The organism is Kushneria aurantia DSM 21353, from assembly GCF_000382245.1.
Taxonomy (GTDB): domain Bacteria; phylum Pseudomonadota; class Gammaproteobacteria; order Pseudomonadales; family Halomonadaceae; genus Kushneria; species Kushneria aurantia.
Genome location: NZ_KB907892.1, coordinates 1 through 11,883, shown reverse-complemented (window position 1 = coordinate 11,883; position 11,883 = coordinate 1). Strand labels below are relative to the sequence as shown.

Here is an 11,883-nt window from a genome sequence, read left to right as displayed (position 1 = left end):
ACTATGGTCAATTCACAGAACATCGTTGCCCGATCCGCAACGACCCTGCCGGCACCTCATGTGCGCGACGACGTGGTGGAAGTCGCCAAGCTGATCGATGTCTCCAGGTGCATCGGTTGCAAGGCGTGCCAGGTGGCGTGCATGGAGTGGAACGATCTGCGTGACGACGTGGGCGAGTGCCATGGGGTGTATGACAACCCCATGGACCTCTCTGCCGAGTCGTGGACGGTGATGCGCTTCAACGAAGTCGATGTGGATGCGGTTCACGACAACGCCGAGGGCGACAAGGAGCTCGCCTGGCTGATCCGCAAGGATGGTTGCATGCACTGCGCCGAGCCGGGCTGTCTCGAGGCCTGTCCGGCGCCCGGGGCCATCGTCAAGTATGCCAACGGCATCGTCGATTTCGACTCCAACAACTGCATTGGTTGCGGCTACTGCATTACCGGCTGCCCCTTCGACATTCCGCGCATTTCGGAGAAGGACAGCAAGTCCTACAAGTGCACGCTCTGCTCCGACCGCGTTGCCGTCGGGCTGGAGCCGGCCTGCGTCAAGGCGTGTCCTACCAACTGCATCGAGTTCGGCAGCAAGAAGGACATGCTGGCGCGCGCCGAGAAGCGCGTGAACGACCTGCAGCAGCGCGGTTATGCCCATCCCGGGGTCTATGACCCCCAGGGCGTGGGCGGCACGCATGTCATGTATGTGCTCTCCCACGCCGATCAGCCTGGACTCTACTCGGGGCTGCCGAAGGATCCGCGCATCTCGCCCATGGTCAGCGCCTGGAAGGGCGTCACCAAGCCGATCATGTCGGCCATCCTGGGCATCACCGCCTTTGCCGGCTTCTTCCACTTCATCACCAAAGGGCCGAAGGAGGAGCCCACCGATGAAGAGGTGTTCGGTGACGATGAGGACCACAACAGCGGTGACCGTGACGATGGGCAGGATGATGGCCGTCATCAGCACTCACACGAGGAGGATCGGTCATGAGCATCAGAAAACAGAAGACCATGCAGCGCTACGGCCCGGGCACCCGGGCCAACCACTGGGGCATGGCGATCGCCTTCATCCTGCTGGCGCTGTCGGGCCTGGCCTTCTTTCAGCCGCAGTTCTTCTTTTTGAGCAATACGCTGGGTGGGCCGGTGTGGGCGCGGGTGCTGCACCCCTTCATCGGCGTGGTGCTGTTTATGCTGTTCGTCATCATCGCGGTGCGCCAGTATCGGCATAATCTGCTGATGGAAAACGACGTCAAATGGATGAAGCAGATTGGCGATGTGCTCAATAATCGCGACGACAATCTGCCGCCGATCGGCAAGTACAACCCGGGCCAGAAGATGGTGTTCTGGGCACTGGTGGTGAGTATTCCGGTGCTGCTGTTGACCGGTGTCATCATGTGGCGTCCGTGGTTCGCCGGCTTCTTCCCCATCCCGCTGATTCGCTTTGCCAGTCTTGTGCATGCGCTGGCGGCGTTCGTGGCGATCGCCACCATCATCGTGCATATCTACGCTGCCATCTGGGTCAAGGGTTCGATCAGGGCGATGACCCGCGGGCGCGTGACCCATGCCTGGGCGAAGCACCATCATCCGCTGTGGTATGAAGAGGAGATGGAAAAGCCCGAGCAGCGCGCTGGTGAAGAGGGCAAGGAGCAGCACGACAGCCAGCTTAACCGTAGTATGGAGAGTCCCGGTCATGACGGCCGAACATCAGGCTGAGCACGACTACGGCAGTGCCCCCGGCGGCGTGGTCGAGCCGCCGGAGGTCGTACTGCCGCAGCACACCATTTTTCGTGAGCGCGCCCGTCGCCTGCGTGATCTATCGCGGCGCATGCGGCCGATGAGCGATTTCCTCGCTTTCGCTGCGCGCCTGGCGCAGGCACAGCATCAGGTGTTGCAGAAACGCCAGAGCGCTTTCACCCCCAACGCTGACGCCTTCGCTGTCGCTTTCAAGCACGGCATGCCGCCGCTCTCGGTGCAGGCGCTGCGCGCTGACATCGACTGGCAGGACGATCTCGACGCCCTGCTCGACGCCGTTGAGCTCAACGTGGGTCAGGCCCAGCAGCGGCTGATCGCCGAGCTGCGCCGCCTTGATGAGGCGCAGCGCCGTACGCTGGCAGCGGCGGTGCTGGATGGCGCCAGCGGTAGTGAAGCGCAGCGCGCGTTGATGCCGCTGGTCGCGGCGGCACTGCAGGTTGCCTGGCTGCGTCAGGCGACCCTGCTGCCGCAGCCTCCCAAACGTGCCGAAGGCCGCGCGCAGACGGTCTGCCCCTGCTGCGGCGCGCTGCCGGTGGCCAGCGTGGTGCAGATCGGCCGCGATCGCTCACGGGTGCGCTATCAGCAGTGCGCCATCTGTGCCACCGAGTGGTATATGGAGCGCGCGCGCTGCACCCAGTGTTTTCACACCGGCAAGCTCGACTATCTGGGGCTGGAGGATGAGCAGGGCAGTCGCGCGATGCCGCTGCGCGCCGAGATCTGCGGCGACTGCGGCAGCTACCAGAAGATCATCCATCGCGATATGGAGGCCGACGCCGAGCCGTTCTGCGACGATCTGGCCAGCCTCGGACTGGATATCCGCATCGCCGAGGAGCGCGACGTGGGACGCAGCGGCTACAATCCATGGATGATCTTTGCCGGCTGATATAGCCTTGTCACTCTGACCGCGACGCGCTCTTTGGAGCGCGTTTTTATGTCGACCCGTCGTGATCGATGCGATGATTCGAGGAGCTTCATGTCTGACAAGCGACGCGCGCTGCCTGCGGTGGATACCCTGCTGTCGCATCCCGCAGTGGTTCAGCACGGTGCCGGCCATCGTCTCAAGCGTCGTGCCCTGCGTGAGCTGCTGACCGCCGAGCGACAGCGACTGGTCGACGAGACAAGCGCAGTTCCCGACCTTGACAGCCTCGCCTATGCCGGTGTGGTCCATATCGAGTGGCTGTCGCGCTCTCGTGCGCCTTCTGTCTTCAATCTGACCGGCACCGTGATTCATACCAACCTGGGGCGTTCGACGCTGGCCGAGTCGGCGGTCATGGCGCTGACGCGTGCCGCCTGCGAGCCACTGGCGCTGGAGTATGATATTGAAAGCGGTCGGCGGGGCGATCGCGACCATATGGTCGAGGCGCTGCTGTGCGAGCTGACCGGCGCCGAGGCCGCTACCGTGGTCAACAACAACGCCGCCGCCGTAGTGCTGGCACTGTCGGCGATGGGCGCCGGGCGCGAGGCGATCATTTCGCGCGGCGAGCTGATCGAGATCGGTGGCGCCTTTCGTATGCCCGATATCATGCACGCCTCGGGCTGCATCCTGCGCGAGGTGGGCACCACCAACCGTACTCACGCATGGGATTTCGAGTCAGCGCTCGGTGAGGCTACCGGTTTGATCGTCAAGGCGCACACCTCCAACTATGCCGTCGAGGGGTTTACCTCGACGGTGGAGGAGCGCGAACTGGCACGTATCGCGCATCATCACGGCGTGCCCTTCATGGTCGACCTGGGCAGTGGTGCACTGACCGACATGGCTGCACTGGGGCTGCCCGACGAGGCGCAGCCGTATGAGAGCATCGAGGCCGGCGCCGACGTGGTCACCTTCAGCGGCGACAAGCTGCTGGGTGGTCCGCAGTGCGGGCTGATCGTCGGCAGCCGTGAGCAGATCGAGCGCATCAAACGCCACCCCCTCAAGCGGGCTCTGCGCGTCGACAAGCTGATATTGAGCGCTTTGGAGGCGACGCTGCTGCTCTACCGTGACAGCGACGATATCGCCGCCGATATTCCCACTCTGCGTCTTTTGACCCGCAGCGAAGCGGAAATTGCCGCCTGCGCCGAGCGGTTGGCGCCGGCGCTGGCCGGTGCGCTGCCGGCTGACTTCGAGCTGTCGCAGCGGCCATGTCGTAGTCAGCTGGGCAGCGGTGCGCTGCCGGTCGACCGGCTGCCGGGGCAGGCGCTGGTGGTCACGCCGACAGGTGAGCGCCGCCGGCGTGAGCGCCGCCTGCGCGAGCTGGAGCAGGCTCTGCGACAGCTGCCGCGCCCTGTCGTCGGGCGGCTGCACGACGGTGCGCTGTGGCTCGACCTGCGCTGTCTGGTGGGAGCGGCCGATGAGACCGCCTTCATCCAGCAGCTGGGTGCTCTGCAGCTGGCGCAGGCGACGCCATGATCATCGGTACGGCGGGACACGTCGATCATGGCAAGACGGCGTTGATTCATGCGCTGACCGGCATCGGTACCGATCGGCTGCGTGAAGAGCGCGAGCGCGGCCTGACCATTGAAGCGGGTTACGCCTATCCCGAAGGGATCAGCGATTTCGAACTCGGCTTCATCGATGTGCCGGGCCACGAGCGCTTCATTCACAACATGCTCTCGGGTGTCGCCGGCATCGATACCATGCTGCTGGTGGTGGCGGCCGACGACGGCGTGATGCCCCAGACCCGTGAGCACATGCAGATTCTGCACCTGCTGGGCATAGGGCGCGGCGTGGTGGCGCTGACCAAGTGCGATCTCGCCGAGCGGGCGCAGATCGAGCGCGTGCGCGGCGAGATCGAGGCGCTGCTGGCCGGCACACCGCTGGCGGGGGCGGATATTTTCGAGCTGTCGAGTCACACCGGTGACGGGGTAGCGGCGCTTCGTGAGACGCTGTGGCAGCGCGCGCGCAGTAGCGAAGCACCGGCGGCGACGGGCTACTTCCGCCTTGCAGTGGATCGCGCCTTTACCCGTAGCGGTGCCGGGCTGGTGATTACCGGTACGGTGGTGGCCGGGGAGATTGCGGTCGGCGCCAGCGTGCGACTCTATCCCGGATTACAGCGTGCGCGAGTGCGCGGCCTGCGGCGGCAGAACCGCGAGGCTGACAGGGCGTGCCGGGGTGACCGGCTGGCGCTCAATCTGGCGGGGCCGGGCGTCGATCGCAGCACGCTCGGTCGCGGTGACTGGGTGTTCGATGAAGCGCTGCCGGCGACACCGCTACAGCGCGTCGATATCGCCTTCGAACTGCTGGCCGAAGCGCCGCCACTTGCCCACTGGAGCGGTGTGCATGTGCATCTGGGGGCCTCCCATGTGACCGGCCATATTGCGCTGCTGGAGGGCCAGCAGCTGGCGCCGGGTGGTCGCATGCTGGCGCAACTGGTGCTCGACCGGCCGCTGCACGCCTGCTGCGGTGACCGCCTCATCGTGCGTGACCACGGCGCGCGTCATACCCTCGGTGGCGGGGTGGTACTGGACATCGCGCCGCCGCGGCGTGGCAAGCGATCTGCAGCGCGGCTCGAGTGGCTCGAAAGCTGTCGCAAGGCAGTGCGGGATCGTAACGCCATGACGCTGGACGAGCCGCTTGCCGTGGCGCTGGCGCAGCGCGACGACGGTGCCGATGTGTATCTGCTGGCGAGCAATTTCAACCGCACGCCGAGTGAGCTGACGCGCCGCTTCGAAGCGCTGGGGGCGCGTGTCATCAGCGCCGGTGAGGAGCGGCGCGCCTTCTCGCCGCAGGCTCTGGCGCGCCTGGAACAGCGTATTATCGGGGTGGTGGCCGACAATCACGAGCGTGAGCCGGCGACGGCGGGCACCGAGCGCGAGCGCCTGCGGCGCCAGACTCTGCCCGGCCTGCCCGGTACGCTGTTTCGCCAGCTGCTCACGCCGTTGATCGAGGCGGGTCGGCTACAGCAGCAGGGCCCTTTTGTGGCGCTGCCCGGCCACCAGGCACGGCTCTCCGCCGACGATGAAGCGCTGTGGCAGCGCATCGAGCCGCTGCTGACGGCCAGCCCCTTCGAGCCGCCGCGAGTGCGCGATATCGCCACTCGCGAGTCCATCGACGAGAGACGAGTACGCGCTGTGCTGACCGCTGCAGCGCGGTTGGGGCGGGTCTATCACGTGCGCCGCGATCACTTCTTTCTCGCCCCGGTGGTGTACGACATGGCACGCCTTGTCGGCGAACTGGAAAAGGCCGAGGGCGCCGCAAGGGTGGCGAGCTTTCGCGACCGTCTGGGTACCGGGCGCAAGCTGGCGCTGTCGATTCTCGAGTTTTTCGATCGCATTGGCTTTACCCGCCGGGTGCGCGATGATCATGTGATCCGCCGGGCCGACATGTGGGACTAACTGCGCTATCATATCGTGCATTGACCATTCGTGAGCAATGGAAGGGCGACGTTCCCCGGTGGGGCGCTCGGGCTTCAAACCCGAGAGAGGCTGCCAGCAGTCTCTGGTGGGTTCGACTCCCACGCCTTTCCGCCACTTCTCTGCGCTTTTTTCCTGTTTTTTATTCATCTTCCTGTACGGCGCCATGAATTTTTCTTGTGTCGGCCGCGGGAAAGTTTCATTTGGTCGTGTGCCGGGCGCTGGGCACAATACAGACCTCTTTTGTCTGCTTCCTCACTACTAAGGAGTTTTCGGGGCCATGAGCGTCGTGTCTTCGCCGGAACTCAGTTTCGAATTCTTTCCGCCGCGCACCGAAGCCGGCCGCGAGCGACTGCCCTCGGTTTATCAGCGGCTCGCCGAGCGCCACCCTCACTTCTTTTCGGTGACCTTCGGCGCTGGTGGCACGACCCGTGAGCACACCCTGGGCGCGGTTCGCGATATCGCCGCACGCACCCGTATCGCCACGGCGCCGCATCTCTCCTGTATCGCCAGCGACTGCGACGATATTCGTGCCATGCTGGCGCGCTATCGTGACAGTGGCGTCGAGCGTATCGTGGCGCTGCGCGGCGATATGCCGTCGGGCTCGATGGGGGTCGGCGAGCTGCGCTACGCCCGCGATCTGGTGAGTTTTATTCGTGAAGAGAGTGGCGATGATTTCGCCATTACGGTGGCGGCCTATCCCGAGTGCCACCCCCAGGCGCCCAGCTTCGAGCGCGATATCGATCATTTCGTTGACAAGGTGCGCGCCGGCGCCGACATGGCCATCACCCAGTATTTCTTCAACGCCGACGCCTACTTTCATTTTGTCGAGCGGGTACGCGCGCGCGGCGTGGAGGTACCGATCGTGCCCGGCATCATGCCGATCACCCACTACGCCAAGCTGGCGCGTTTCTCCGAGATGTGCGGTGCCGAGATTCCGCGCTGGATGCGGCGCCAGCTGGAATCCTTCGGCGACGACAGCGATAGTATCCGTGCTTTCGGCCACGAGGTGGTCACCGATCTCTGCGATCGTCTGCTGGCCGGTGGCGCGCCCGGCTTGCACTTCTACACCCTCAATCAGGCCGAGCCGTCGCTGGAGATCATCGACAGCCTGTCGTCGCTGTCAGCAAACTGAATGGCAGCGCATAGCGGCCATTGCTAATCTCAACCTGTACGATCCCATAAACGTCGCACAGGAAGGGATACCCATGACGTTACGTAAAACGATGATGGCCGCCGCGCTGCTGAGCGTTGCTCCGCTGGCAATCGCGGACACCACGGTGGAGCTGCAAAAGGCCACTCCCGAAGGCCCGGGTGAATCGATCGGCACGGTGAGTTTCGAGGATACCCCCTATGGTGTGCTGATCACCCCGGATATTTCCGGGGTGCCGGCCAACAGCATGCATGGCTTTCATCTTCACGAAAACGCCACCTGCCAGGCTTCAAGGACTGACGGTGAAACGACGCCTGCCGGCGCTGCCGGAGGGCATTTCGACCCTGATAATACCGGCCGCCACGCTGGCCCCTACAGCGATGACGGCCACCTGGGCGATATGCCGGTGCTGACCGCCGACGGCGAGGGCAACATCACTACGCCGGTGCTGGCACCGCGGCTGAGGGAGAGAGACCTGAGCGGGCATGCGGTGATTCTGCACGAGGGCGGCGATACCTACAGCGATACGCCTAATCTGGGCGGCGGCGGTGCGCGCTTCGCCTGTGGCGTGATCGACCCGAATTAATTCTAAAGCCGGCGCATTGCAGCCAGAAGAGAGCCCGACGAGGCAGCGCCTCGTCGGGCTTTATCATCAGTCTCCCGGGCCACTGCTGTAACGCCGCAGAAACGAGTGCGAGTCTTTCATCCGGTGACCATGACGCTAACGCTTGCCGGGATCAAGAATACGCACCGGCTGGAAGTCGTCAGCAGCCGGCTTCTCTTCATGGCGCTCCACGCGGGTATCCAGCTCCTGTGGCAGGTCGTTGTCCTCCAGCGGTAGCTGCTCGAAAAAATCGCAGCTGACACATTCGCGATAGCGCACGCCGTTGCTCTCCCAGCTGCGAATACGGTCCATTGCCGAGCAGCGCGGACAGATCGCGCCGGCGATAAAGCGCTTGGGTGCGGGGCGGTTCATGACTCCTCCCGACCGACGGCCGCCTGTCGGGACGCCGGTCATCGATACTGAAAGATTCAGGCGGCTCGACCGATACCGCTGTGGCGCAGCAGCGGTTCGATACTGGGTTCGCGGCCGCGAAACTCGCGGAACAGCTCCGCGGCGTCGCGGGCGCCGCCCTGTTCGAGAATGCCGCTGCGAAAGCGCTGGCCGGTGTCCGGGTCAAGGATGCCGCTCTCCTCGAAGGCCGACCAGGCATCGGCAGAGAGCACTTCGGCCCACTTGTAGCTGTAGTAGCCGGCGGCATAACCGCCGGCAAAGATATGGCTGAAGCTGTGCTGGAAGCGGTTGAATTCGACACGCGGCGTCACGGTAACCCTGGCCCGAACGTCATCGAGCAGCGCCTGAATGTCGTCGGCCGAGGGCGTTCGCTGTTCATGGTGCAGGCGCAGGTCGAAGAGTGACAGTTCCAGCTGGCGGGTCATGCCCATCGCCGACTGAAAGTTGCGCGCCGCCTGCAGCCGCTCGAGCAGCTCGTCGGGCAGCGTCTCGCCGCTGTCGACGTGGGACGCGATCAGATCCAGTCCTTCGCGCTCCCAGCAGAAGTTCTCCATGAACTGGCTGGGTAGTTCCACCGCATCCCAGGCGACGCCGTTGATGCCGGAGACATCGGCGACCTGCTGGCGGGTGAGCATGTGGTGCAGGCCGTGACCAAATTCGTGAAACAGGGTCAGCACTTCGTCGTGGGTCAGCAGCGCCGGGCGATTGCCCACCGGGCGGGTGAAGTTGCAGGTGAGGTAGGCAACCGGCAGCTGTAGGTCGCCTTCGCCGCGCAGTCGCCGCACTCGGCATTCATCCATCCAGGCGCCGCCGCGCTTGCCCTCACGGGCGTAGAGATCAAGATAGAAGCCGGCGATGGTCTCGTCGCCATCCAGCACGTCGAAGTAGCGCACGTCATTATGCCAGCGCGGTGCGTCGCGGTTCTCGCGGAAGCTGACGCCGAACACCCGGCCGATAACGCGAAACAGGCCGTCGACCGCTCCCGGGGCCGGGAAATATGGCCGCAACTCCTCCTGCGAGATGGCGTAGCGTGCCTGACGCAGCTTCTCGCTGGCATAGCCGGTATCCCACGGCCGTAGCTCAGCGATATTAAGCTCATCGCGGGCAAAGGCGCTCAGGGTCTCGAACTCCTCGCGGGCCTGGGGCGTTGCGCGTTGGGCAAGATCTTCCAGAAACTCACGTACCTGCAGTGGGCTTTCGGCCATCTTGGTCGCCAGCGAATAGTCGGCATAGGTGTCGAAACCGGCCAGTTCGGCCAGTTCGCCGCGCAGCGCAACGATTTCGGTCATGATCGCCGAATTGTCGTACTCGCCGGCATTGGGTCCCTGCTCCGAAGCACGAGTGACGAAAGCGGTGTAGACCTCCTGGCGCAGCTCGCGATCGTCGGCATAGCTCATGATCGGGAAGAAGCTGGGGAAGTCGAGCGTGATCCGGTACCCCTCGATCCCCTTGGCCTCGGCGTTGGCGGCCAGGCTGTCCAGCGCGCTCTGCGGCAGGCCGGCCAGGCGCTCGCCTGCGACATCAAGGTGCCACGCCTGAGTGGCATCCAGCACGTTATTGGAGAAGGTGTTGGTCAGTGTCGATAGTCGCGCCTGAATGTCACCGAAGCGCGCCTTCTGCTCCGCTGGCAGGTCAACGCCGGCGAGGCGGAAATCGCGCAGGGTATTGTCCACCGAGCGACGCTGCGCCTGATCGAGATGACGGTAGTCGTCGCTTTCGGCCAGTCGACGAAAGGCGTTGTAGAGGCCTTCGTGCTGACCAATCCAGGTAGCGTAGGCGGAAAGTTTCGGCAGGCAGGCCTGATAAGCCTCGCGAAGTGCCGGCGAGTTCATCGTCGAGTTGAGGTGAGATACCGGCGACCAGGCCTGCGACAGCTGGTCGTTGAGCGCTTCCAGCGGCGCTGCCAGCCCCTCCCAGCTGTGCTGGCCCTCGTCGACCAACCGCTGAATGGCATCACGGTTACGCGCGATCAGCTCATCAATGGCCGGTTCGATGGTCTCCGGAGTGATCTCGTTGAAAGGAGGCAGCGTATGGGCGTCAAGCAGGGGGTTGCCGGTCATGCAGGGACCTCGCAGGTTACGATCGATATACTGACGAGGTGAGGGCGTGCGGCGCCTGTTTCAATTGCGCGGCACGGCCGCCACCTCAGAGTCAGGCAGGTTAATCGGTAATTATGGAGAGCGCATCATGGCGATCAGAAGCTTCCGCGGCATATCTCCCGAGCTGGGTGAGCGAGTGTTCATTGACGAGACTGCCCTGGTATTGGGTGATGTCACCCTTGGAGACGATACCTCGGTATGGCCGACAGCAGTGATACGCGGTGATATGCACCGTATTCGCGTCGGTGCTCGCACCAGCATCCAGGATGGCTGTGTACTGCATATTACCCATGCCAGCGACTACAGCCCGGAAGGGTTTCCGCTGACGGTGGGCGATGATGTCACCGTGGGCCACCGCGCCATTCTGCATGGCTGCACCGTCCACTCCCGAGTGCTGATCGGCATGGGCGCGATTGTTCTCGACGGTGCGGTGCTGGAAAGCGAAGTGCTGGTGGCTGCCGGTGCTGTTGTGACGCCCGGCAAGCATCTGGAAAGCGGCTACGTTTACGGTGGCAATCCGGCGCGTCAGCTGCGTCCGCTCAAGGAGGCGGAGTACGCCTTCTTCACCTACTCCGCAGGCAACTACGTCGCGCTCAAGGACGCGTTTATCGACGAGCGGCCCGACTGAGTCTCTCTGGTCGATTGAATGTGAATTTCGCTATGTCAAAACAGTGGGTTGCGCCATAATATGGGTTTTTATCCAGTACTGGTTTTATGGCCAACTTCAAAACACATTTTACTGTTGCGGCAGTGAGCGGGGCGTTGCTTGGCGGTTTCGGCTGGCGCTACGGGCTCTGGTCGTTCGAGGCAGCGCTGCCGATGGCCGCAATGACGACACTGGGTGGGGTCATACCCGATATTGATGCCGATCAGTCGCGGTCGGTGAAGGTCATTTTCACCATCATGGCGGTCGTAGCGCTGATCGGGGTGGTCACTTTGCTGCAGCCGCACCTGACAATCGCAGCGCTGAGCGGCGCGGGTATTGCGACCTTCTTCGCTGTACGCTACCCGCTCAGCGCCCTTTTCAAACGCTTCTCGGTGCATCGCGGTATCTGGCACTCGCTGCTGGCTTCGCTGCTGGCGGCGGCACTGGTGGCAGTGGTCAGCTACCAGCTTTTTATTCAGACTCCGGAGCACTCCTGGTATCTTGGTGTTGCCATACTGGTGGGGGCACTGATTCACCTGCTGCTCGACGAGATCTGCAGCATTGACCTTGAAGGGACGCGCCTCAAGCGCTCCTTCGGCACCGCCCTCAAGTTCTACGACTACGGTAGGCCAGTGACTGCGTTGTTAATGAGCGTCGTGATCGTTTCGCTCGGACCATGGCTTCCCCCGCTGGCCGCACTGCAGCGTATGATCGGCGATATGCGGGCGCTATGGCACTGAGGAGGCAATTTGTTGTGTTCGCCCTCCCTTGCGAACCCCCTTCGGGCCGCCTTCGGCGTCAAAAATCGTTCCCGACGATTTTTTTATGACAGCGGGGTTGCATGGCGCCGCCACGGGCGGTAAAGTGCGCATCCGCTGTCACGGGGCAAGAGG

11 protein-coding genes and 1 tRNA gene are annotated in these 11,883 nt (G+C 63.7%); 10 read left to right on the top strand and 2 right to left on the bottom strand.

Annotation, left to right across the window (positions count from 1 at the left end; all coding sequences use genetic code 11):
• The first annotated feature begins 3 nt into the window (after positions 1–3).
• From fdxH to H146_RS0116145, 8 genes are all read left to right on the top strand, one after another.
• Positions 4–984, top strand: a complete 981-nt coding sequence (fdxH, locus tag H146_RS0116175) for a formate dehydrogenase subunit beta (RefSeq protein WP_019952930.1) — start codon at positions 4–6, stop codon at positions 982–984.
• The gene (locus H146_RS0116170; RefSeq protein ID WP_019952929.1) at positions 981–1,706 is read left to right on the top strand and encodes a formate dehydrogenase subunit gamma; all 726 of its coding nucleotides are present in this window, start codon (positions 981–983) and stop codon (positions 1,704–1,706) included. Before fdxH ends, H146_RS0116170 begins: the two co-directional genes overlap by 4 nt.
• Positions 1,684–2,628, top strand: coding sequence for a formate dehydrogenase accessory protein FdhE (gene fdhE / locus H146_RS0116165; protein WP_019952928.1), 945 nt, complete (start codon positions 1,684–1,686; stop codon positions 2,626–2,628). The genes H146_RS0116170 and fdhE overlap by 23 nt, the downstream gene beginning before the upstream one ends.
• Positions 2,629–2,718: 90 nt before the next feature.
• The gene (gene selA / locus H146_RS0116160; RefSeq protein WP_019952927.1) at positions 2,719–4,134 is read left to right on the top strand and encodes an L-seryl-tRNA(Sec) selenium transferase; all 1,416 of its coding nucleotides are present in this window, start codon (positions 2,719–2,721) and stop codon (positions 4,132–4,134) included.
• Positions 4,131–6,059 carry a selenocysteine-specific translation elongation factor gene (gene selB / locus H146_RS0116155; RefSeq protein WP_019952926.1) on the top strand — a complete coding sequence of 643 codons (1,929 nt, stop codon included), beginning with the start codon at positions 4,131–4,133 and terminating at the stop codon, positions 6,057–6,059. The genes selA and selB overlap by 4 nt, the downstream gene beginning before the upstream one ends.
• A gap of 39 nt (positions 6,060–6,098) precedes the next feature.
• Positions 6,099–6,194, top strand: a tRNA-Sec gene (locus H146_RS21510).
• 163 nt (positions 6,195–6,357) lie between these two features.
• A complete protein-coding gene (gene metF, locus H146_RS0116150; RefSeq protein WP_019952925.1) occupies positions 6,358–7,212 on the top strand; it encodes a methylenetetrahydrofolate reductase [NAD(P)H] in 855 nt (284 codons plus the stop codon).
• Between the two features lie 73 nt (positions 7,213–7,285).
• Positions 7,286–7,816, top strand: coding sequence for a superoxide dismutase family protein (locus H146_RS0116145; protein ID WP_026352058.1), 531 nt, complete (start codon positions 7,286–7,288; stop codon positions 7,814–7,816).
• Between the two features lie 135 nt (positions 7,817–7,951).
• On the opposite strand, the gene H146_RS0116140 is transcribed toward H146_RS0116145, so the two are convergent.
• Positions 7,952–8,206 carry a YheV family putative zinc ribbon protein gene (locus H146_RS0116140; RefSeq protein WP_019952923.1) on the bottom strand — a complete coding sequence of 85 codons (255 nt, stop codon included), beginning with the start codon at positions 8,204–8,206 and terminating at the stop codon, positions 7,952–7,954.
• A 56-nt stretch (positions 8,207–8,262) separates the two neighbouring features.
• Entirely contained in the window at positions 8,263–10,305 is a 2,043-nt protein-coding gene (gene prlC, locus H146_RS0116135) for an oligopeptidase A (RefSeq protein WP_019952922.1), read from the bottom strand.
• A 127-nt stretch (positions 10,306–10,432) separates the two neighbouring features.
• Here prlC and H146_RS0116130 point away from each other — a divergent pair, with 127 nt between their 5' ends.
• Both H146_RS0116130 and H146_RS0116125 read left to right on the top strand, forming a co-directional pair.
• A complete protein-coding gene (locus tag H146_RS0116130; RefSeq protein ID WP_019952921.1) occupies positions 10,433–10,972 on the top strand; it encodes a gamma carbonic anhydrase family protein in 540 nt (179 codons plus the stop codon).
• Positions 10,973–11,058: 86 nt separating this feature from the next.
• Positions 11,059–11,730: a metal-dependent hydrolase gene (locus H146_RS0116125; protein ID WP_026352057.1), complete on the top strand. Its 672-nt coding sequence runs from the start codon at positions 11,059–11,061 to the stop codon at positions 11,728–11,730.
• Positions 11,731–11,883 lie beyond the last annotated feature (153 nt).

Coding starts and splice junctions, on each gene's coding strand:
- fdxH (WP_019952930.1), top strand. CDS start 4: ATGGTCAATTCACAGAACATCGTTGCCCGATCCGCAACGACCCTGCCG.
- H146_RS0116170 (WP_019952929.1), top strand. CDS start 981: ATGAGCATCAGAAAACAGAAGACCATGCAGCGCTACGGCCCGGGCACC.
- fdhE (WP_019952928.1), top strand. CDS start 1,684: ATGACGGCCGAACATCAGGCTGAGCACGACTACGGCAGTGCCCCCGGC.
- selA (WP_019952927.1), top strand. CDS start 2,719: ATGTCTGACAAGCGACGCGCGCTGCCTGCGGTGGATACCCTGCTGTCG.
- selB (WP_019952926.1), top strand. CDS start 4,131: ATGATCATCGGTACGGCGGGACACGTCGATCATGGCAAGACGGCGTTG.
- metF (WP_019952925.1), top strand. CDS start 6,358: ATGAGCGTCGTGTCTTCGCCGGAACTCAGTTTCGAATTCTTTCCGCCG.
- H146_RS0116145 (WP_026352058.1), top strand. CDS start 7,286: ATGACGTTACGTAAAACGATGATGGCCGCCGCGCTGCTGAGCGTTGCT.
- H146_RS0116140 (WP_019952923.1), bottom strand. CDS start 8,206: ATGAACCGCCCCGCACCCAAGCGCTTTATCGCCGGCGCGATCTGTCCG.
- prlC (WP_019952922.1), bottom strand. CDS start 10,305: ATGACCGGCAACCCCCTGCTTGACGCCCATACGCTGCCTCCTTTCAAC.
- H146_RS0116130 (WP_019952921.1), top strand. CDS start 10,433: ATGGCGATCAGAAGCTTCCGCGGCATATCTCCCGAGCTGGGTGAGCGA.
- H146_RS0116125 (WP_026352057.1), top strand. CDS start 11,059: ATGGCCAACTTCAAAACACATTTTACTGTTGCGGCAGTGAGCGGGGCG.